Here is a 19,124-nt window from a genome sequence, read left to right as displayed (position 1 = left end):
CGTCATGGGAACTGTCGTTCGAGCCACGCTTGCCTATTGGGCACTCATCATTGTCGTAAGGGCGATCGGCCGTCGCCCGGGAGGGCAGATGACGCCCTTCGAGTTTGTGCTGATCTTCTTTATCGGAGGCATCAGCATCCAGGCGGTCGTTACGGACGATCGCTCGCTGACCAATGCAGTGACTGCGGTTGCTACGGTTGCCCTGATGCACGTGGTGGTGACGGCGCTGAAGCAGCGGTTTCCCAAGTTCGGGAGAGTTGTGGACGGAACTCCGGTGCTGATCTTCGAGAACGGTGAGTGGCACCGGAAACGCATGATGCACCACGGCGTGCAGGAGGCGGACGTGATGGCGGCTGCTCGCGCGCAGGGACTGGAACGGGAAGATCAGATCAAATACGCGGTCATCGAACGCAAGGGAGACATCAGCATCATCAAGGCGCAGAGCTGATTTTGCCAGGGCTGAAAACTGGTTCCGTTGGCTCTACCAAAGGTGAGGAAGGATAGTATCTCAACCTGCTTTCCTGGCGTGTCTGCTTTGGGCCCGCTGCGGTTGCAGGGAAGATGGCATGCATTGCGAGGGCACCGGCCATGCCTGCGAACAGGGCTGCAGGCATGGCGATTGCGCCAACCTTGAGGAAGTCCAACATGCTGACATGGAGGTCTTCCCGGCGAAGGGCGAGGAGCCAGAGGATTGTCGCGAGCGAGCCGGTGACGGAGAGGTTGGGCCCGAGATCGACTCCGATCAGGACGGCGTTGGCGAGCACGCCGTGAGTGTGGGTTGCGGTGAGTGTGGCTCCCGCGATCAGACCGAGCGGGAGATTGTTCGTCAGGTTGTTGGCGACTGCGACGATGAAGGCGGTGGCGAGCGCTCCGATGGTTGTTCCGAGAGTCTCGGCACGATGGAGAGCAGCCTGGGTGTAATGGAGAGCGCCGATGCTCTCGATGGCATCCACCAGGATGAAGAGGGCAGCAACGAGGCTGAGTGTGGCCCAGCTGATCTGCCGCAATAAGGGGAGCGGATTGGATCGGGTCCTGAGGCAGAGGACCGCGGTTACGCAGAGTGCAGCGATGCAGGTGGGGAGTCCGAGGTCGTTGTCCAGCGAAGAGGTGACGAGGAGCACGACGACGACAGACGCGAGTCCGGCGAGGACGAGTTTGCCGTTCCCGCTGAGGTTTACCTCGTGCCTGGAGAGTTCGATCGGTTGGGCAAGGTCTTCTCTGAAGTACCAGCGGAGCACGAGGAAGGTGACGATGATCGAGAGTATGGACGGCACCAGGAAGGACAGGAGCCAGCTGCCGAGCGGCGGTATTCCGGAGCGGAAGACGACGAGGTTTGCGGGGTTGGAGATGGGCAGCACAAAGGAGGCGGCGTTCGCGATCATCGCACACGCGAATAAGAATGGGAGCGGCTGCGCCTTCGAGCGCCGCACCGCCGCCAGAACGGCAGGAGTCAGCACGACCGCCGTGGCATCGTTCGACATGCAGACGGTGACGATGGTGCCTATGCCATACATGAGCGTAAAGAGCCGAGCGGAGGAGCCCCGGGCTGCCTGTGTGGCCACTGAGGCCAGCCAGTCGAAGACTCCGTTCTCTCGTGCAAGCTCGGAGAGCAGCATCATGCCGATCAGGAAGAGATAGACGTCCGTGCCTTCCGCGATGGACTTCCCGGCGAGGCGCAGGGGAATGAGACGGAGCACGACGAGCAGGAGAGCGCCGGATCCGACCCAATACACCTCAGGGATATTTCTGGGCCGGATCAACATCAGGGCGATGCTGATGGCTGAGATGAGAAGGATAAGCAAGTGGGGCATGGATGTTGTGAGGTTTACCAATTTCGTCCGTCGTTGCTGAGGATGCTGATCCGGGCGATCGGGAGTTCAGCGCGAGTTTGGTGCGGGTGAAGCCAGTACGACGGTCTTGGCGTTGAGGAACTCGCGCATGCCGGCGGCGGAGAGCTCGCGGCCATAGCCGGAGTGCTTGATGCCTCCGAAGGGAAGGCGGGGGTCGCTGGCTACCATGGCGTTGATGAAGACGGCTCCTGCCTGGAGTTCGGCGACGAGACGCTGCTGCTCGGCGGGATCGCGGGTCCAGGCGGAGGCTCCGAGGCCGAAGGGAGTGTCGTTGGCGATCTCGATGGCCTCATCGAGCGAGGAGACCTTGAAGAGGAGGGCGACGGGTCCGAAGAACTCTTCGCGGTAGACAGCGCTGGAGCGGGGAAGGTCGACGAGCACGGTGGGCTCGAAGTAGTTGCCGTCGCCGAGCATGCGCTGACCTCCCGTCAGCGCTCGGGCACCGGCCTGGATGGCGGCGTTGACCTGGGCCTCGAGATTCTCGGCGATCTTTGGCGTAGCGAGCGGGCCGATGTCGGTGTCTTCCTTCATGGGGTCGCCGATCTTCATGGCCTCCATACCGGCGATGAAGCGCTGCTCGAATGCGTCGTAGATGGACTCGTGCACGATGAATCGCTTGGCGGCGATGCAGGACTGGCCGTTGTTGATGAGGCGGGCGCGGACGCCGGTTTCGATGGCGGCGTCGAGATCGCAGGAGGGAAGGACGAGGAAGGGGTCGGAGCCTCCGAGCTCGAGCACGGACTTTTTGATGAGCCACCCGGCCTGGGCTGCGATGGCTCGCCCGGCGGCGACGGAGCCGGTGAGGGTCACGGCGGCGATGCGGGCGTCAGCGAGGACGCGTTCGACCTGATTGACCTCGATGAGAAGTGTCTGGAAGGAGCCGCGGGGGAAGCCGGCGCGGCGCACGAGGGATTCAATAAGGAGAGCACATTGGGGAACGTTTGGAGAGTGCTTGAGAAGGCCGACGTTGCCTGCCATGAGGGCGGGTGAGAGAAAGCGGAAGACCTGCCAGAAGGGAAAGTTCCACGGCATGATGGCCAGGACGACGCCGAGCGGGTCCCAGCGGACATAGCTCGAGTTTTCGGTATGGATGGGCTCGGGAGCGAGGATGCGGGCGGCGTTCTCGGCGTAGTAGCGGCAGCCGATGGCGCACTTGGAGACCTCCTGCCGGGCGGAGTGGATGGGCTTGCCCATCTCAAGGGTGAGGATGGGGGCGATCTCGTCGGCCTCCTGCTCGAGCAGAGATGCGAGCTTGCTCATGCAGAGGGCGCGGTGCTCAAGCGGAACGGAGGGAAAGGTGCGGGAGGTCTCGGCCGCGAGGGTTATTTTTTCAGAAAGAGTCTCGTCGGAGAGAGTTTCGAAGCTGCGGAGCAGTTTGCCGTTCGCCGGATTGATGGATTGGATGGCCATGCTGCTTAGCAAGCAGCTTAGCAAAGATACGTCCTTCAGGGACTAAAGTCGTTTTGCTATGGAAGCCGATTGAGGTGCTGCCGATGCGGTGGCCTTAACTCGCTGTGGAATAATTGGGTTAGATTTCAGGTTGGAAGTGCCCGCTGTTTCGTGATGGCGTGCGCGGCGAGGACACGGATCCCAGATGCAAGGCAATCCAGAGTTCATGAGGCAGGCGATTGAGCTTGCAACCGCTAATGTGACCTCGGGACGCGGAGGGCCGTTTGGGGCGGTGATCGTCCGCGAAGGGCAGGTCATTGCAACAGGCGCCAACCAGGTGACGGCGACCAACGATCCGACGGCCCACGCAGAGGTCACGGCGATTCGGAATGCGTGCAGGGAACTGGGCGATTTCTGCCTGACGGGATGCACCATTTATACGAGCTGCGAGCCGTGCCCGATGTGCCTGGCGGCGATCTACTGGGCACGTATGGACGCGATCTTTTACAGCGCGACGGCGAATGACGCTGCTGCGGCGGGATTTGACGATGCTTTTCTCTACAGCGAGATGAAGAAGATGACCGGTCAGAGGACGCTTCCTGAAGAGCGACTTCTTGAAGAACGGGCGACAGAGAGCTTCGAGGCGTGGAGGAGATCTACCGCGCGTGTGGAATATTGAGACGAACGACTGGGCGAGGGTGATGACGACAAAGCAGAAGAAGCAGACGAAGGTTGCGGCTCGAAAGAGTGAGGGCGGAGTGAAGGTAGCGTTACTGGGCTTCGGCACGGTGGGCAGCTCTGTCGCAAAGGTGCTGGCCGGGCAGAAGTTTGCGGGAGTTACGCTGACGCATGTCTATAACCGCAATGTCGGCCGCAAGCGCGAGTCGGCAGCGGCGAAGTTTGTGCCTGCGACCGCGAAGTGGACCGAGAACATCGACGATGTGTTGAAGTCCGATGTGGACGTGGTGATCGAGTTGATGGGCGGTCTGAATCCTGTTGAGGGATGGCTGCGCAAGGCGCTTGCCGCGGGCAAGCATGTGGTCACGGCGAACAAGCAGCTGATCGCGTATCGCGGCGTAAGTCTGCAGAAGCTGGCGGCGCAGCACCGCGTGCAACTGGTCTATGGAGCGGCTGTGGCCGGTGGAGTCCCGGTGATTCCGGGAATCCTGCAGGGTCTGGGCGGCGACCGTATCACCCGCCTGAGCGGAATCGTAAACGGGACCTGCAACTACATCCTCAGCAGAATGGAGGCTGGCGCCGAGTATGCGACGGTACTCAAGGACGCGCAGCAGCTGGGATATGCCGAGGCGAATCCTTCGGCTGATGTGGATGGATTCGATGCGCGAGCGAAGCTCTGCATCCTGTCGAGGATTGCGCTGCATGCGGAACTGAATCCCGATGAGGTCGCGACGCAGACGATCTCGACGGTCGAGGCGATCGACTTTGTGTATGCGAAGGAGTTGAATTGCACGATTCGCCAGGTGTCGCGCGCGCAGGCGGATGGCACGGTGGTGCATGCGCGGGTGGCCCCGATGCTGATTCCCTTGAGCTCGCCTATGGCGTGGTCGCACGGAACGCAGAACATGGTGGTGACGAGTGGAAGCTATGGCGGCGATGTCGTGTTCTCCGGCCATGGCGCCGGTGGCGAGCCGACCGCAGTGGCGGTGGTATCGGATCTGCTGGCGGTGTCGCAGGGTGCAAAGGCAGTGGAGTTGCCGGTCCGGAAGCGACAGGTGACGAGCGAGTTTCTGGCGCCGCACTATCTGCGCTTTGTTGTGGATGACAAGCCGGGCATCGTCTCCTCGATTGCGGGTGCGCTGGCGAAGGTGGGAGCGAACATCGATTCGCTGCTGCAGAAGCCGGGCTATCCGAAGCACAGGCTGCCGTTTGTAGTGACGACCGAACCTTGCCTGACCAGTGTGATCGATAAGGCGATCAACTCGATTGCGAAGCTGGACTGCATGCTGGAGCGTCCCCTGAATCTGCAGATGCTGGTTGCGGAAGACAAGCCGGAGTAATGTTCGGCTTCTGTGCGCAAGGATGGAGACAGCGCTGAGAAGGACGGAGATGAAGTTGGGTTTAAGAGTGTGTTTCGCCATCGTGCTGCTGGCAGGATTTGCAGCGGCCGCAGATGTGGCGCCGGTGCGACATGAGCCGAACGCGCTGAATTCGACCCGGACCGAGAAGGCGCATTATGTGGTGCTGGTATCTCTGGACGGCTTTCGCTGGGATTACGCAGAGAAGTGGGGCGCACCGCACCTGCTGAAGATGGCCGCAGAGGGCGCGAGCGCACCTGAGGGGATGATTCCGAGCTTTCCCTCTCTTACTTTCCCTAATCACTACACCCTTGTGACCGGGCTGTATCCGGAGCATCACGGAATTGTCGATAACGAGTTTCTCGATCCCAAGCGGAACGACGCAAGGTACTACTACAAGGACCCTGCCTCAAACGGCGACGGAAGCTGGTATGGCGGTGTGCCTCTGTGGTCGCTGGCTGAGCGGCAGGGGATGCGGTCGGCAGCAATGTTCTGGGTGGGGGCGGATGCGAAGATTGCAGGAAAGCGCCCCAGCTATTGGGTGCCGTTCGATGACAAGTTCGACGACGAGAAGCGCATTGCACAGGTAATGGAGTGGTTGTCGCTCCCCGAGACGGAGCGGCCACATCTGATTACGGTCTACTACTCCAACGTGGATCATGCGGGGCATGACTTCGGTCCGGATTCAACCGAGTGCCGCGATGCCGTGCACCATATGGATGCGCTGATGGGACAGCTGGAAGAGAAGCTGAAGGCTACCGGGCTGCCTGTGGACATGATTGTGGTCTCGGACCATGGCATGGCAAGACTTAGAGATCGAAGATGGTTGTCGCTGAATAAGCTGGTGGACCTGAAGGATGTGCCGACGGCAGGAGAGAGGATCTATCCGAAGACTGAATCGGAAAAGAAGAGAATCTATCAGCAGCTGAAGGCAACTCACGATCCGCGGTTTGAGGTGTATCGGAGGAAGCAGGTTCCAGGAAGACTTGAATTTGATGGCAATCCTCGCGAAGGCGACCCGGTGATTGTGCCGACGGAGCTGGTCGCTATCACAGCGAAGGCGAAGACTGCGGAGATCAAGGGCGTGGGGGCGCACGGGTTCGATCCAGCGAAGTTTCCTGAGATGAAGGCGATCTTCTACGCGGAGGGTCCTGATATCGAACCCGGAGTGAAACTGGCGTCGTTCAAAAATGTGAACGTGTATGACTTCGTATGTGGCATTCTGGGACTGAAGCCCGCGAAAAATGATGGGAACAAGGAAGTGCTGCGCGCTGCCCGCCGCTAGGGCAGATGTTCGCACTGCACAAACAAAGCTGTGGCTGTCCGAGCAGATGGCTGCAAGCCTTCCAACTTCAATTCTTGATGTGCCAGGAGACCGTGTGAACCGTCGTACCTTTTTGCGTACCGCAAATCTTGCTGCAGCCTCTGCCATGTTGTCGGGATGTGCCCGGAAGAATCCGGCGATCTTCAACCCTGCGATGAACCAGGCGGCGCTGGCGCCGGTCAATCTGCCGGAGAGCGCATGCCATATTCCTCCGGTGCATGTCTCGGAAGATCGCGTGATCCGGACGGTTGTGGGGCTGCGTCCGCATCGGCGGTCGGGGTTCCGGGTCGAGCGCGAACAGCTGGGAGATACGGTTGTGGTGCACAACTACGGTCATGGCGGCGGTGGAATCACACTGAGCTGGGGGACGGCTAAGCTAGCCACCGATCTTGCCCTGAAGGGACACACCGGGCCTGTGGCGGTGCTGGGCTGTGGTGTCATCGGGCTGACGACGGCGCGGATGGTGCAGGATGCAGGATTCCCGGTGACGATCTATACGAAGGCGATGCCGCCGGACACGACGTCGAACATCGCTGGAGGCCAATGGTATCCGGCGAGCGTGTATGACGATGCGCTCAAGGTGAGCGAGAGCTTTACCGATCAGTACCTGGCGGCTGCGAAGTATGCCTATGAGCGTTATCAGATAACGACTGACCCGCGCTATGGTGTTCGCTGGATGAGGAACTATTCCGTGTCGCGCACACCGATCCAATCGAATCGCGGCCGGGACCGGCCAAGGATTGTAAGCGGACTCGATCTTCTGCTGCCGGAACATCGCCTGCTGAAGCAGGAGGAGAATCCGTTTCGGATTGGATATGCAGCACAGTATGACGGGATGATCATGGAGCCGCCGATGCTGCTGAATGCGCTGATTACGGATTTCCGCGTGGCGGACGGCAAGGTGGTGGGACGCGAACTGAAGTCAACGGCAGAGGTCAGGTCGCTGAAGGAGAAGCTGGTCTTCAACTGCACGGGGCTGGGGGCGAAGACGCTGTTCGACGACAAGGAGCTGGTGCCGGTTCGCGGTCAGCTGACGTTCCTGTTGCCCCAGCCCGAGGTGACCTATGCTGCGCTGTTCGAGGACCTATATATGTTCTCGCGTCATGATGGAATTCTGCTGGGAGGAACGCACGAGGAAGGCAACTCGTCGCTCGCTGTGGACCAGGCGACGGTGAAGGAAAAGCTGACGGCGCATGCGGAGCTATTCGCTTCGATGAAGGCTTGCTGAGGGACGCTCTAGTAATCGCTGAGATTGTCTGGCGGTTCATCGAGAGTGCTTGCCAGCAGAGAGTAACTCGAGGGTGCGCGCCTGCCGATAGGCGAACATGCGACGGAGCTGGTGCCTCACGAATAGGGTGTTGGCAACCGCGCCAAGTGCGCCGAGCGGGATCTCATAGGTGACTTCATCGTGGAGGAGCGTACCGAGGATTCCTGGCCCCGTAGGTCCGTTGCTGGCCGAGGATTGGACGGAGTGCCGATGGAGCCAATAGGCGAAGGGTCCCTTGATCTGCAGATCGCTGAAGTGCTGGTTCCATGCGAACTCGGCGATCTGTGCATCCCAGCGGAGCCGGACAGGACATAAAGGGAACGGACGAAAGCTGAGCAGGATGCGTGACCCTGCGCCTGCGAGGGCGGCATCCTTGTCGGGGTCAGGCAGGGGAGGGGGAACGAGCTGCATCTTCTCGATGCGGGCATGCTGCCAGCGGGGCATGAGCTTCGGCAGGTTGTCTGGTTTGGAGAAAAAGCGAAAGACATCCTCTATCGGAAATGGCAGCCACTGCTCGGCCTGGAAACGATGGCGCATAGGGCACGCCTATCAGATGCAGGACGCGATGTGGACAGGGGCAAAACTGGAAAAGCCCGGCATTAGCGCCGGGCTTTTCTCAGATGGAGGATGCGACTCAGTACTTCGGCATCGACGGGTCGATCTTGTCGGCCCAGGCCAGGATGCCTCCGCTGAGGTTGGAGACGTTGGTGAAGCCGGCGGCCTTGAGGGCCAGTGCGGCCTTCTGGCTGCGGGCGCCAGAGCGGCAGTGAACGATGACTTCGTCGTTCTTGTGCTCGGCTATCTCGCTGAGGCGCGACTCGATCGTTCCGACCGGGATCAGCGGAGCACCGAGGTTCGCGATGGGGTACTCGTGCGGCTCGCGGACGTCCAGGACGAAGATGTTCTCCTTGGCGTCGAGCTTCTTCTTGAGCGTCTCGACGGTAATCTGCGGGATGCCGTCCACGATGGCTGCATCTGCTACCGCCTTGTCGCGGGAGACCTCGAGCGGGCCGACTGAGGTGGGCTTCTCGATGCCGCAGAACTGGTCGTAGTCGATCAGTTCCTTGATCTCGTGCGTTCCGCAGGCGGGGCAGTTGGGGTTCCTGCGCAGCTTCAGCGTGCGGAAGCCCATGCCGAGGGCGTCGACCAGCAGAAGGCGACCGATGAGAGGCTCGCCGATGCCGAGGATCAGCTTGATGACCTCTGTCGCCTGGATGACTCCGACGAGTCCGGGCAGGATTCCGAGGACGCCGCCCTCTGCGCAGGAGGGAACGAGTCCGGGCGGTGGCGGCTCCGGATACAGGCAGCGGTAGCACGGACCTTCCTCAGTGGCGAAGACCGATGCCTGGCCCTCGAAGCGGAAGATGGAGCCGTAGGCGTTGGGCTTGCCGGTCAGGACGCAGGCGTCGTTGACGAGATAGCGCGTCTGGAAGTTGTCGGTGCCGTCGGCGATGACGTCGTATTCCTTGAAGATCTCAAGGGCGTTGGCCGAAGTCAGCATGGTGTTGTGCTTGACGATGTTGACGTTCTTGTTGAGGCCCTTGAGCATCTGCTCGGCGGAGTCGACCTTGAGCATGCCGACGGTGGACTGCGAGTGGATGATCTGGCGCTGCAGGTTGGATTCGTCGACGACGTCGAAGTCGATGAGGCCGATGGTTCCGACTCCCGCGGCAGTGAGGTAGAGTGCGAGCGGAGCGCCGAGGCCTCCGGTGCCGACGCAGAGGACCTTCGCGGCCTTAAGCTTCTGCTGGCCCTCCATCCCAACCTCGGGAAGGATGAGGTGGCGGGAGTAGCGGGCGATCTCTTCGTTGGAGAGCTTGGGGAGCTGGACGGCTTCTTCGATGGCTGTTGGCATTCGGATTTTCCTTCGAGGTGTTCCTTAATTCTAGATGCTTTTACGGCTGGAAGGGCTCAAACGCCTTCAGCGGTCGTAAGTCATTCGTCTGTACGCTGATATGCCTTTGGCATCCTGCAAAGAGCTACAGAGATTCTTCGCCTGCGGCTCAGAATGACGACTCACAAATTGTGTGGGGGATGGAGCTAGAGGAGGGAACAACAGCTACAACAAAGGGTTGTGGACGAGATGCGGTCGGAACCGCCAGCGATGGAGGGGATGATGGTCAGCTCGTCGGTTGTGGCGACGGCAGTGGCCTCTTTTTCAGGAAGATAGCGGAGATCTTCGTCGTTGAGGTAAACGTTGACGAAAGAGCGAAGCTTGCCGTCGTTGCTGAAAAGCTGCTGTCTGAGCTCGGGATATTGCGAGGTGAGCTGGTTGAAGACCTCGGCGATGGTACCGCCGGGGATGGCGACAGTCTCAGCTCCTCCGGTGTACGTCCGGAGCGGAGTTGGGATGTGGATGTTCATGGCTGACCTTTCTGTGCGGATATAGCTTCAACCACGTCGATTTCAACGGGCTGATCTTCAAATTTCTTGTCTTCTTCGCTGGTACCGGTAAGCAAGAAGGAGTTGGTGATGGCGGCCTTACCTTTTTCGACGGCTGTAATGACGTAAGAGCAGCCGATCCAGTGGGCTTCGGCAAAGTCGGTGGGAGACCACTGCGCCGGGTGATCGGGGTGGGAGTGATAGAAGCCCACGATATCAAGTCCAAGCGAGCGGGCCTGGCGCTGAATCTTCACCAGCTCCTGCGGAGCGATGTTGTAGCGGTTGTGGGCAGAGTCGGTGCGGGTGTTGCCTGCGCGGATGATCTGGTGCACGTGGTTGCCGTCTTCGGCCGACTTGCCGAGCAGCACACCGCAGCACTCGTGCGGATAGGTCTCTTCGCCGTGGGCGCGAAGAGCGCCATAGTCTTTGTAATGAATATGGAGCATGTTCCTCAGTTCTGCTCCTGCCAGAAGCGGTCGCTCATGTATTTCTCCGCGGAGTCGGGGAGAATGGTGACGATGACGGCATCGCGGCCGGCGCGTGCCTCCTGCTCAGCGACCTGAAGCGAAGCGGCGACGACTGCTGCGGCCGAGATTCCTACCAGAACGCCGTGCTTGCGGCCGAGCGTCCGGGCCATCCTGTAGGCCACCTCGGTGTCCATGTCGATGTTGGCATCGGCGAGCGACGGGTCATAGATCCTCGGCACAATCGCGGTGGCCATGTGCTTGAGTCCTTCGAGTCCGTTGAAGGCCGAATCGGGCTGCATGGAGATGCAGCGGATCGCGGGATTGAGCTCTCTGAGCCGACGCGTCGTTCCCATGAAGGTTCCGGAGGTTCCCAGGCCTGCGACGAAGTGGGTGATCTGTCCTTCGGTCTGGTGCCAGATCTCGTTGGCGGTCCCGCGATAGTGGGCACGCCAGTTCTCGTCGTTGGAGTACTGATCGGCGTAGAAGTACCGGTCGGGCTGTTCGGCGACAAGCTCGCGTGCCTTACGAATGGCTCCGTCCGATCCGTCGGCCGGACTGGTCCAGATGATGTTGGCGCCGTAGGCGGCCAGATACTTCTTGCGTTCCGGCGAGACGTTGGAAGGCATGCAGAGGGTGACCGGAAACCCCAGGGCGGCACCTAACATGGCGTAGGCGATGCCGGTATTTCCGCTGGTGGCGTCGAGGAGCCCCTTGCCGTTGCCGAGGAGTCCCCGGTTGAGAGCATCTGTGACGATAGAGGAGGCGGCGCGGTCTTTTACGGAGCCTCCTGGATTGGCCCATTCCGCTTTGCCGAGAAGCTGGATCCCGGATGCCGCGTCTCCAAGGTGCGCGGTCAGCCTGTCGAGGCGGATCAGCGGTGTATTGCCGATGCGTTCAAGGATGGTCGAGCCGAGCTGTTTGACGGTGGCGATCATGTTTTCCCGATCTGATGCTGTCCGTAGATTGATGCCTGTCCACGGATATGCGACAGTTAACTTTGAGTCTAAATGATGGCACTTATGGCTAAAAAGTCCCAGCAGCGAAGCTTCAACGATGTTCTCTCCGTTCTTGGCGGTCAAAGATTTGATGTGGCTCCGGCGCAAGATGGTGCAAGGCGGACGCCCAACGCGTTCCAGGTGCGGAAATATGGGTGCGCGGCTGATATTGCCGCGGCTCCCGACGGGACGCCGGAGATCCTGGTGCGCCCCGGAATCCTGCTGAACGGCGAGATCGCCCGCCTGCTGGACCGCGGTTACCAGAAGTTCTTCAAGACCTCGAAGCTGGAGATTCCGGCGACGGCGGACCACCTGCGCTCGCTCCATGAGTTCACCGAAGAGCTGAAAGAGGCGATCGGCGGCCTGAGCCTCTATAACGAGTCCCTGGGAACGACCAGCGATCTGTATATGTACGACCGGGTAAAAGGGCGCGAGTAGGCGGCTCTCCCGTCTTCAGGAGCCGCACCCGAACTAGCGGAGGCGGTTCTGTTCGCGCTGCAGCTCGCGGTAGGCTTCGCTCTTGCCGATCCCGCGCTCGCGGGCTATTCGCTTGAGCGCATCCTTTTCGGAGAGAGACTCGGATTGCATAAGCGCCGCAACCTCGCTGGCGATACTGCGCGCGGACGGCGCCGATGTCTGCCGGACGGGAGAGAAGAGCAGGACGATCTCTCCCCGGACAGAGGCACGCGCAGCCAACTGCGTGCGTATCTCTCCGACCGAACCGCGCAGGAACTCCTCATGCAGCTTGGTTAGCTCGCGCGCAATGACAACTGGCTGTGAAGCTCCGAAGACAGTCTCCAAGTCCGCGAGGGTCGCGACGATCCGATGCGGAGCTTCGTAGAAGATGTGTGTCACCTCATCGCGGGTGAGCTGCTCGAGCGCAGTGCGGCGCTGGCCTTCCTTGGAGGGCAGAAAGCCGTGGAAGAGGAACTGTTCCGTTGAGAGGCCGCTGGCGATCAGTGCGCTGGTGGCTGCATTCGCACCGGGAATGGGATAGATCGCAACACCTGCTGCGATGGCTGCGGTGACAAGCTCGTGACCCGGGTCGGAGATGCCTGGGGTTCCGGCGTCGGAGACGATCGCGATGCGCGCGCCCTGCCGCAATTGCTCGACCAGTTCTTCCGCGCGTGAGCCCTCGTTATGCAGGTGATAGCTCACGGTCGAGGTGGATATTGCAAAGTGATTCAGGAGCTTCTGCGTCTGTCGCGTGTCTTCGCAGGCGATGCGATCCACGGAGCGCAGAACGCGCAGTGCTCGCAGTGTGATGTCTTCCAGATTTCCAATCGGCGTGGCGACAAGATAGAGTCCGGGCGCCAGCGGCGGATCGTGATCCTGATTCGAGGAGGAGAAATTCATCGGCAGTGTGGGAAAGCGGGGTGCAACGGCAAAACTAGTCCTGGCGCTGCTCCTGCTGTGTCAGGCGACGCCGTGCGCTGAGCAGACCCATGGAATGGGCCAGGTTCTGGGGCGTGATGATGCCGACCATGCGATTGCCGTCCATGATTGGAACGAGCTGGGCGCCTTTGCCGCCCATGATGCGTCGCAGTGTCTTGACCAGAGAGTCGTCAGGCTGGGCGATCTGGAAGGATCGTGTCATGACGCCCTGCACGTAGCCATTGCCCTCGGACTGGAGGGCTTCGACGATGCCCTGGCGCGAGACCGCCCCGACAAGGCTGCTGCCGCGAACGACGGGGAAGACATCCTGCAATGTATGAACGGATCGTTGCAGCGCCTCCTCAAGGGTGTCGGAGGCTGACAGTGTGCTGTAGTCGGTCAGCATGACATCGCGCATGAGAACGGGATCGTTTTCGGAGCTCAGAAGAATGCTGGCATCGTCCATATGAGCTCCGATGAAGACGAAAGCTCCGATCATGATGAGCCACATGTTGGGCAGGATGCAGCCCGCGATGGCGAGCACGACTCCGAGGATCTGTCCCAGGCCCGCCGCTGCACGGGAGCCCTTCATCATGCCGTGGTTGCGCGCGAACTCTCCGCGGAAGATACGGCCACCGTCCAGCGGAGCCGCAGGGAGCAGGTTAACCGCCGCAAGAAGCAAATTGATCCATACGAGAGCCCGCACCAGGTGGGCTGGCGTGAGCCACGGCCGTTCGAGCAGGTTGAGCTCAGGCGCTACCGTGAGGATGACGCCGGCAAGGAAGAGTCCGAAGAGGAGATTGGCGATGGGCCCGACAAGTCCCAGGCGTTTACCGATAGCGGACGTGGCTGCGTGTTCCGTAGCCTCTGGGGTTCCGTACTGCTGCAGTCCTCCGGTGGGAAGAAGCAGAATGGTGCGCAGATCCAGGTTGAACCACGCGGCCGCGATAGCTCGAGCGACCTCGCGAACGACGACCGCAAGCACAAGAATCAGCCAGAGCGCGAAGCCGCGAGCGCCGGTTGTACCGGAGACCGAGGAGTAACTGATGGCGAGCCCGAGCAGCAGAAGAAAGAATGTGTGGATGCGGATCTCCACGCCCAGAAGTTTGCCGATCGAGAAAGACCACGCGCGCATACTTATCATTGTATGCGCGCGACTTCATGTGAGGGAAAGATGCGTGTGATAGCCGGGAAGTTTCGATCACGTCCGCTTGTGGCGCCAAAGGGAATGAAGACCCGGCCAACGAGCGATCGTTTGCGGGAGACGCTGTTCAACGTCCTTTCACAAAGAATGGCGGAGGCCCGCTTTGTCGATCTGTACGCCGGTTCAGGAGCGGTAGGGATAGAGGCACTGAGCAGGGATGCGGCTTTTGTATGGTTTGCCGAGAGTGCTGCGCCTGCAGTGAAGTCGATTCGAGAGAATCTCGCGGGCCTGAAGATTACCGGCGGCTATGTCATCGAAGCTCGCGGAGCCATGCCGCTGCTCGAAGAACTCACTCGACGTGGAGAGAAGGCCGATCTGGTGTTTCTCGATCCGCCTTACGAGGAAGACAAGGAGTACAGCCGCATTCTCAGCTTCCTGGGGGGACGCGGGGCGGTCATCCTGGCGGAAGATGCACGGGTCGTCAGTGAGCACCGCGCAAGCTCAGCCCTTGAGGAAAGCTATGGAGCACTGGAGCGGGTGCGAGTTCTGAAGCAGGGAGATGCTGCACTCAGTTTCTTCGCGAGAAAGCCGCAGGAGTAACGGAGAGTGCAGGCAATCTGCCGCTCGGTTCCAAGGGGAAGCGTTCAGCGGTTCGACAGGGCGCCGCCTTGATGCTGGCCATTCTTAAGATCAACAGTGAAGGGTACGTCTCGATCGATGAACATATCCCAGCCCATGCCATGGAGAGTGTCGTCCTCTGTACCGGTTATGCGGATTCCCTCCGAGCTCAGACGATCTGTCTTCCACGCTTCACCTTCAGGACCCCATGCGTAGAGCTTGTGGAAGCCCACGAAGACAAGCAGATGGTGAGAAGGAATCGAGAGCACTTCCACGACGGGCTTGAGGGGGATGTGGGTCGAGCGCTCCGGCTGCTCTGTATCGATGATGTATGCATATCCTCCTGCGACTGCGCAGAGCTCGGCGGGGTTCGGGCAGGCATACACGCCCGTCGGCATCGATGCATCGGTAAAGCCGAGAGCGCAGGTTGCGAGAAAGGATCCTCCACTGGTCGGACGGACCATCAGGATGAGGGCACCCCGCGCGAGTGCGTCCTCTTCTCCCGCGATCTGCCTTGGATAGGTGAACTGCCGGGCAGGCGCGATCATCGGGGGCGCCTTCAGGACATCTGCCGACCATGTGTGCGAAAAGGCAGAGCCAGAACGATCGATAAGGCTCATCGCGTTGCGTCCAGTGCCAGCGAGATGTCCTCCAGAAGGTCGTCGATATCTTCGCAGCCTGCGCTCATGCGGATGAAGCCCTCCGCGATCTGATCTCCTCCCCAGCGGGCGCGGCGTTCTGCGGAGGAGCTAACGCCTCCAAAGCTGGTGGCGTCCGTAAGCAGCTTGGATTTACTGAGGAAGGTTTCGGCGGAGGCCTTGTCGCGCAGGATGAAGCTGAGGACGGGGCCGAAGTATCGCATCTGCTGCCTGGCGATGGAGTGGCCCGGATGTGAGGTGAGGCCCGGGTAAAGAACCTGCTCCACTTCGGATCTGGTCATGAGGAACTCCGCGATTCGCTGTGCATTGCTGCAGGCGCGCTCGAGCCGAAGGGGCAGGGTCGCGATGGAGCGCAGAGCAAGCCACGCCTCCATGGGGCCAAGAACGCCTCCCGTTAGGGTGCGCCACTGGTCGATCTTCTGGCGCAGCTCGAGATCGCGCACGGCGACGTGACCGATGAGAATGTCGCTGTGGCCGGTCATGGCTTTCGTGTCGGAGGCGACAGAGATGTCGGCTCCGAGAGCGAGTGGAAGCTGCCCCAGCGGAGTGGGCGTGGTGTTATCCACGGCGACGAGCGCTCCCGCCCGGTGTGCGGCCTGCGATAGTGCAGCGATATCGCAGACGTCCATGGTGGGATTGCTTGGCGTCTCGATCCAAAGCAGCTTCGCGCCTTCCAGGTGCTCCCGCTGAGCGTTGCCGGCAGTAGGGGCAAGCCGAATCTCTACTCCCATCTGACCGAAGTATTGCTGAGCCAGCGTGCGCGCGGCGAAGTAGGCGTTCGAAGGAAGCACAACGACATCGCCCGGCCGGAGAATCGCTCCGAAGACAGCGGTGCAGGCGGCCATTCCTGAGGCAAAGACCAGAGCGGAGGCGCGGCAGCCCTCGGAGGACTCCATCTGGCCGATCGCTTTTTCAAGATGCGTCCACGTTGGATTATGTGAGCGCGCATAGGTGTAGGGAATGGAGGAGGGATCTCCGGGCGCGTGGTAAGGGGCTGCAAAGACGGGACCGGCGTGGAGAGGCTCGCCAGCGGCGGCGCGGGTGAGAGTGGAGCGGATGATCTTTGTCGCTTCGCGCATGAGTCGATTGTAAGGCGATGCGCGGAGTGAGATGGACGCGCGATCAGGAGACGAAGTGCTCCCAACCCGCGGCCCTCAGGGGAACAGAGCTTCCGTCCGGGGTACTAAGTGTGAGGAGGGGTTTGCGCGCATTTCGAGGCAAGAGGGTTCCGATACGGGTAACTGGAACTCCGGCGATTCTGCGAGGAATGGCAGTACCGTGATCTGCTGCGAACAGAAGTTCGTAGTCTTCCCCACCGTTCAAGGCGGCGTGCATGGCTTGCTGGGGATCCAGTCGGCTGGTCAGGGGATGGAGCGGAAGAGCGCCGGCGTCAACTTCGGCGCGGACCCTCGAAGATTCGCACAGATGGGTGAGATCCGTGGAGAGGCCGTCGCTCAGATCGATGGCTGCCGTGGCAAGTCTGTGGTGTAAAAGGTAGGCGCCGACAGAGAGCCGAGGCTGCGGAAAGAGGTGAGGATGTACCTCGGAGCTCCGGGCCTGAGATCTGCGCTTTGTCTTGAGCAGGGCGGTGAGTTCCGTATGGGCACCGCCCAGCGACCCGGTTACATAGAGCAGGTCTCCTGCACGGGCTCCGGAGCGCCGGAGGGATCGCCCAGGGGGCGCGGCGCCGATAAGGATGATGTCGGCGAGGATAAGGTCGTCGGGCGACTGCGAGGTATCCCCACCCGCCAGCGGCGTGTTGTGCCGACGAGCGAGCGACCGCATACCGGCAAAGAACTCCGCCATCCACTGGCGGCCGCGCGCAGTGGTGAGCATGGTTCCGGGAAGCGCAATGGAAAGAAAGGCCGCCAGGGGCTTTGCGCCCATACTGGCGATGTCGCTGAGACCGCGAGCCAGACATCGATGCCCAACCGAGGAAGCCGGATGGAGGTCCCGCCGGAAGTGCCGGTTCTCCAGGGTGAAGTCCGTCGTGACGACGACCTCGTGCCCGTCAGGGGGCCTAAGAATGGCACAATCGTCCCCGATACCTAGCGTGACAGCGTTCGTGCGTCCGACGGGAAATGTGCGACGGATCTGTTCGATCAGCGCCAGTTCTCCAGCGGGTTCTGCCTTCTTTTTGAACATTCTGAAGAGGATAAATGGACGAGCCGATAGCCCTAATTTAAGACCTTCCTGGCAACCATGCAAATTTTGCAACTTGAGACGACAGCTGCGGAGATTTGGTTGCATGGCTAATCGTGGGTTTGTTACCCTGAAGGGGTCGCTCAAGAGAGTTCGCGATTCCAGAATACCGATTGGTAAACCTCATTTGTTGGTCGGGATACGGGAGTGCGGACTTTTCGTGCCGTAGTTGTGGTCATATTCGAGCCCGGGTCGTGTTTTGAAGCTTAAAAAGCGCTATTACATCATGTTCGTGAGCCGCGACGAGGATGGAAGCCTGAATAAGGTTCCGGTGCCTCTGCACTACGCGTATCTCTTCGTGGCCGCAGCGATCATCGGCATGTTTACGATCACCGGGCTTGCAGGATCTTATTCCCGAATGCTGATCAAGACGGCTCGTTTCAATCAGTTGCGCCAGGACCACAATGCGCTGCAGAAGGACTATGTGCATCTCGAAGAGGCCGCCCATGAGAAGGACGTTCAGGCTGCTTCGCTGGGTTCACTGGCAAGCGAAGTCTCGGCTCTTTATGGCCTGACCGCAAGCAAGCTGGCGATTCCAATGGGAAGAATGACGGGCCGAGCCGGGCATCGTCACGCCGCGGCAGTTGCAGATGCTGTCGCAAATGCTCCCCTGGCTGAGACGGCGAGTCTCAACGATGACAGCTATTACAAGTCGGTCGACGCGTTCTACTCTCTGCGGAACCAGGCGTTGAGTGGGGCTGCGGCCAGAGCGCTTACTGGAATCAATCGGCCGGGATATGGGACCGGACCCAGTGCCTTTGGTGGGTTCTCCCCGCTGGATCGGGAGGCTGCAGCCTACGCTCCCTCCCTCTGGCCAGTGATGGGGCCGATCACCAGCAGCTTCGGCCAGCGCGAAGATCCGGTCCTCGGCAACGGCGAAGGCGAATTTCACAAGGGCATTGATATCTCCGCCCCGGGCGGAACTCCGATTCGTGCAACGGCGGATGGCGTGGTGAAGTCGGCAGAGGTTGAGAACGGTTACGGGCGCGAGGTAACGATCGATCACGGTCACGGATTGGAGACCCTCTACGGCCACATGTCTGGCTTTGCGGTCATGGCTGGGCAGACGGTGACCCGCGGCGAGGTAATCGGATATGTCGGGCACAGCGGACGAGTCACCGGTCCCAGCGGAAACCATGTCCACTACGAGGTCCGGATTCGCAATACACCTGTCAATCCGCACAAATATCTACGGATGACGATGGCGCAGCTCGGTGACGACGGCACTGCGCCCGCTGTGTCCTCCGCCCCGGCGATCGGATCGGCGAAGGCCGCGGGATTCGACCGCTAGGCGTCCTTAGAAGTCACAAGAGAACTTGAGGCAGGCTTCGTTGCGGAGCCTGCCTCAACTGTTTTCTGTAAAAGCCATATACTGCCCGTGAAACAACTTTTAGAGTGATGACTTACCGGCAAGAGA

The 19,124-nt window shown here is 60.6% G+C and carries 20 protein-coding genes; 8 read left to right on the top strand and 12 right to left on the bottom strand.

Annotated elements, in window-relative coordinates; translation table 11 throughout:
* Positions 1 to 4: 4 nt before the first annotated feature.
* Entirely contained in the window at positions 5 to 448 is a 444-nt protein-coding gene (locus JAO29_RS12290; RefSeq protein ID WP_334268512.1) for a DUF421 domain-containing protein, read from the top strand.
* Here JAO29_RS12290 and JAO29_RS12285 read toward each other — a convergent pair.
* Together JAO29_RS12285 and JAO29_RS12280 are read right to left on the bottom strand one after the other, a co-directional pair.
* Positions 432 to 1,811, bottom strand: a complete 1,380-nt coding sequence (locus tag JAO29_RS12285; protein WP_334268511.1) for an arsenic transporter — start codon at positions 1,809 to 1,811, stop codon at positions 432 to 434. The genes JAO29_RS12290 and JAO29_RS12285 overlap by 17 nt on opposite strands.
* A gap of 66 nt (positions 1,812 to 1,877) precedes the next feature.
* Positions 1,878 to 3,260, bottom strand: coding sequence for an NAD-dependent succinate-semialdehyde dehydrogenase (locus tag JAO29_RS12280; RefSeq protein ID WP_334268510.1), 1,383 nt, complete (start codon positions 3,258 to 3,260; stop codon positions 1,878 to 1,880).
* A 184-nt stretch (positions 3,261 to 3,444) separates the two neighbouring features.
* Here JAO29_RS12280 and JAO29_RS12275 point away from each other — a divergent pair, with 184 nt between their 5' ends.
* From JAO29_RS12275 to JAO29_RS12260, 4 genes are all read left to right on the top strand, one after another.
* Positions 3,445 to 3,918 (top strand): nucleoside deaminase, encoded by a 474-nt coding sequence (locus JAO29_RS12275; protein WP_334268509.1) that lies wholly within the window; start codon positions 3,445 to 3,447, stop codon positions 3,916 to 3,918.
* Between the two features lie 22 nt (positions 3,919 to 3,940).
* Positions 3,941 to 5,257, top strand: coding sequence for a homoserine dehydrogenase (locus tag JAO29_RS12270; RefSeq protein WP_334268581.1), 1,317 nt, complete (start codon positions 3,941 to 3,943; stop codon positions 5,255 to 5,257).
* Between the two features lie 49 nt (positions 5,258 to 5,306).
* Positions 5,307 to 6,560 carry an alkaline phosphatase family protein gene (locus tag JAO29_RS12265; RefSeq protein WP_334268508.1) on the top strand — a complete coding sequence of 418 codons (1,254 nt, stop codon included), beginning with the start codon at positions 5,307 to 5,309 and terminating at the stop codon, positions 6,558 to 6,560.
* A gap of 94 nt (positions 6,561 to 6,654) precedes the next feature.
* On the top strand, positions 6,655 to 7,827 hold the full coding sequence (locus tag JAO29_RS12260) for an FAD-dependent oxidoreductase (RefSeq protein ID WP_334268507.1): 1,173 nt from the start codon (positions 6,655 to 6,657) through the stop codon (positions 7,825 to 7,827).
* A gap of 36 nt (positions 7,828 to 7,863) precedes the next feature.
* Here the strand turns inward: JAO29_RS12260 and JAO29_RS12255 are convergent, their stop codons facing one another.
* The 5 genes from JAO29_RS12255 to JAO29_RS12235 form a co-directional block, all read right to left on the bottom strand.
* On the bottom strand, positions 7,864 to 8,403 hold the full coding sequence (locus JAO29_RS12255; RefSeq protein ID WP_334268506.1) for an SRPBCC family protein: 540 nt from the start codon (positions 8,401 to 8,403) through the stop codon (positions 7,864 to 7,866).
* A gap of 97 nt (positions 8,404 to 8,500) precedes the next feature.
* A complete protein-coding gene (gene moeB / locus JAO29_RS12250) occupies positions 8,501 to 9,721 on the bottom strand; it encodes a molybdopterin-synthase adenylyltransferase MoeB (protein WP_334268505.1) in 1,221 nt (406 codons plus the stop codon).
* 185 nt (positions 9,722 to 9,906) lie between these two features.
* Positions 9,907 to 10,230 carry a MoaD/ThiS family protein gene (locus JAO29_RS12245; RefSeq protein ID WP_334268504.1) on the bottom strand — a complete coding sequence of 108 codons (324 nt, stop codon included), beginning with the start codon at positions 10,228 to 10,230 and terminating at the stop codon, positions 9,907 to 9,909.
* Complete coding sequence (locus tag JAO29_RS12240) at positions 10,227 to 10,694, bottom strand: M67 family metallopeptidase (RefSeq protein ID WP_334268503.1); 468 nt, start codon at positions 10,692 to 10,694, stop codon at positions 10,227 to 10,229. The genes JAO29_RS12245 and JAO29_RS12240 overlap by 4 nt, the downstream gene beginning before the upstream one ends.
* 5 nt (positions 10,695 to 10,699) lie before the next feature.
* The gene (locus JAO29_RS12235) at positions 10,700 to 11,650 is read right to left on the bottom strand and encodes a PLP-dependent cysteine synthase family protein (protein ID WP_334268502.1); all 951 of its coding nucleotides are present in this window, start codon (positions 11,648 to 11,650) and stop codon (positions 10,700 to 10,702) included.
* Positions 11,651 to 11,734: 84 nt separating this feature from the next.
* Here JAO29_RS12235 and JAO29_RS12230 point away from each other — a divergent pair, with 84 nt between their 5' ends.
* The gene (locus JAO29_RS12230) at positions 11,735 to 12,148 is read left to right on the top strand and encodes a hypothetical protein (RefSeq protein ID WP_334268501.1); all 414 of its coding nucleotides are present in this window, start codon (positions 11,735 to 11,737) and stop codon (positions 12,146 to 12,148) included.
* Between the two features lie 33 nt (positions 12,149 to 12,181).
* On the opposite strand, the gene rsmI is transcribed toward JAO29_RS12230, so the two are convergent.
* Both rsmI and JAO29_RS12220 read right to left on the bottom strand, forming a co-directional pair.
* Entirely contained in the window at positions 12,182 to 13,066 is an 885-nt protein-coding gene (rsmI, locus tag JAO29_RS12225) for a 16S rRNA (cytidine(1402)-2'-O)-methyltransferase (protein ID WP_334268500.1), read from the bottom strand.
* 34 nt (positions 13,067 to 13,100) lie between these two features.
* Entirely contained in the window at positions 13,101 to 14,219 is a 1,119-nt protein-coding gene (locus JAO29_RS12220) for a CBS domain-containing protein (RefSeq protein ID WP_334268499.1), read from the bottom strand.
* Positions 14,220 to 14,231: 12 nt separating this feature from the next.
* Here JAO29_RS12220 and rsmD point away from each other — a divergent pair, with 12 nt between their 5' ends.
* Positions 14,232 to 14,828: a 16S rRNA (guanine(966)-N(2))-methyltransferase RsmD gene (gene rsmD / locus JAO29_RS12215; protein WP_334268498.1), complete on the top strand. Its 597-nt coding sequence runs from the start codon at positions 14,232 to 14,234 to the stop codon at positions 14,826 to 14,828.
* A gap of 44 nt (positions 14,829 to 14,872) precedes the next feature.
* Here the strand turns inward: rsmD and JAO29_RS12210 are convergent, their stop codons facing one another.
* The 3 genes from JAO29_RS12210 to thiL form a co-directional block, all read right to left on the bottom strand.
* Complete coding sequence (locus tag JAO29_RS12210) at positions 14,873 to 15,394, bottom strand: hypothetical protein (protein WP_334268497.1); 522 nt, start codon at positions 15,392 to 15,394, stop codon at positions 14,873 to 14,875.
* Positions 15,395 to 15,462: 68 nt separating this feature from the next.
* On the bottom strand, positions 15,463 to 16,584 hold the full coding sequence (locus JAO29_RS12205; RefSeq protein ID WP_334268496.1) for a cystathionine gamma-lyase: 1,122 nt from the start codon (positions 16,582 to 16,584) through the stop codon (positions 15,463 to 15,465).
* Positions 16,585 to 16,627: 43 nt separating this feature from the next.
* On the bottom strand, positions 16,628 to 17,650 hold the full coding sequence (thiL, locus tag JAO29_RS12200; RefSeq protein ID WP_334268495.1) for a thiamine-phosphate kinase: 1,023 nt from the start codon (positions 17,648 to 17,650) through the stop codon (positions 16,628 to 16,630).
* Between the two features lie 283 nt (positions 17,651 to 17,933).
* Here thiL and JAO29_RS12195 point away from each other — a divergent pair, with 283 nt between their 5' ends.
* On the top strand, positions 17,934 to 18,998 hold the full coding sequence (locus JAO29_RS12195) for a M23 family metallopeptidase (protein WP_442886384.1): 1,065 nt from the start codon (positions 17,934 to 17,936) through the stop codon (positions 18,996 to 18,998).
* Positions 18,999 to 19,124 lie beyond the last annotated feature (126 nt).

This window comes from Edaphobacter sp. HDX4, assembly GCF_036877565.1.
In the GTDB taxonomy this organism is placed as follows: Bacteria; Acidobacteriota; Terriglobia; order Terriglobales; family Acidobacteriaceae; genus Edaphobacter.
The sequence above is the reverse complement of the archived record's forward strand: the minus strand, read 5'-3'. Positions and strand labels throughout refer to the sequence as shown.

Excerpts from the sequence above, each read along its gene's own strand:
- JAO29_RS12285 (WP_334268511.1), bottom strand. The coding sequence starts at position 1,811 with ATGCCCCACTTGCTTATCCTTCTCATCTCAGCCATCAGCATCGCCCTG.
- JAO29_RS12230 (WP_334268501.1), top strand. The coding sequence starts at position 11,735 with ATGGCTAAAAAGTCCCAGCAGCGAAGCTTCAACGATGTTCTCTCCGTT.
- rsmI (WP_334268500.1), bottom strand. The coding sequence starts at position 13,066 with ATGAATTTCTCCTCCTCGAATCAGGATCACGATCCGCCGCTGGCGCCC.
- JAO29_RS12255 (WP_334268506.1), bottom strand. The coding sequence starts at position 8,403 with ATGCGCCATCGTTTCCAGGCCGAGCAGTGGCTGCCATTTCCGATAGAG.
- JAO29_RS12240 (WP_334268503.1), bottom strand. The coding sequence starts at position 10,694 with ATGCTCCATATTCATTACAAAGACTATGGCGCTCTTCGCGCCCACGGC.
- JAO29_RS12270 (WP_334268581.1), top strand. The coding sequence starts at position 3,941 with ATGACGACAAAGCAGAAGAAGCAGACGAAGGTTGCGGCTCGAAAGAGT.
- JAO29_RS12290 (WP_334268512.1), top strand. The coding sequence starts at position 5 with ATGGGAACTGTCGTTCGAGCCACGCTTGCCTATTGGGCACTCATCATT.
- JAO29_RS12235 (WP_334268502.1), bottom strand. The coding sequence starts at position 11,650 with ATGATCGCCACCGTCAAACAGCTCGGCTCGACCATCCTTGAACGCATC.
- JAO29_RS12205 (WP_334268496.1), bottom strand. The coding sequence starts at position 16,584 with ATGCGCGAAGCGACAAAGATCATCCGCTCCACTCTCACCCGCGCCGCC.
- JAO29_RS12280 (WP_334268510.1), bottom strand. The coding sequence starts at position 3,260 with ATGGCCATCCAATCCATCAATCCGGCGAACGGCAAACTGCTCCGCAGC.
- JAO29_RS12210 (WP_334268497.1), bottom strand. The coding sequence starts at position 15,394 with ATGATCGCGCCTGCCCGGCAGTTCACCTATCCAAGGCAGATCGCGGGA.
- JAO29_RS12245 (WP_334268504.1), bottom strand. The coding sequence starts at position 10,230 with ATGAACATCCACATCCCAACTCCGCTCCGGACGTACACCGGAGGAGCT.
- JAO29_RS12195 (WP_442886384.1), top strand. The coding sequence starts at position 17,934 with ATGTTCGTGAGCCGCGACGAGGATGGAAGCCTGAATAAGGTTCCGGTG.
- thiL (WP_334268495.1), bottom strand. The coding sequence starts at position 17,650 with ATGTTCAAAAAGAAGGCAGAACCCGCTGGAGAACTGGCGCTGATCGAA.
- JAO29_RS12275 (WP_334268509.1), top strand. The coding sequence starts at position 3,445 with ATGCAAGGCAATCCAGAGTTCATGAGGCAGGCGATTGAGCTTGCAACC.
- JAO29_RS12220 (WP_334268499.1), bottom strand. The coding sequence starts at position 14,219 with ATGCGCGCGTGGTCTTTCTCGATCGGCAAACTTCTGGGCGTGGAGATC.
- moeB (WP_334268505.1), bottom strand. The coding sequence starts at position 9,721 with ATGCCAACAGCCATCGAAGAAGCCGTCCAGCTCCCCAAGCTCTCCAAC.
- rsmD (WP_334268498.1), top strand. The coding sequence starts at position 14,232 with ATGCGCGCGACTTCATGTGAGGGAAAGATGCGTGTGATAGCCGGGAAG.
- JAO29_RS12265 (WP_334268508.1), top strand. The coding sequence starts at position 5,307 with ATGAAGTTGGGTTTAAGAGTGTGTTTCGCCATCGTGCTGCTGGCAGGA.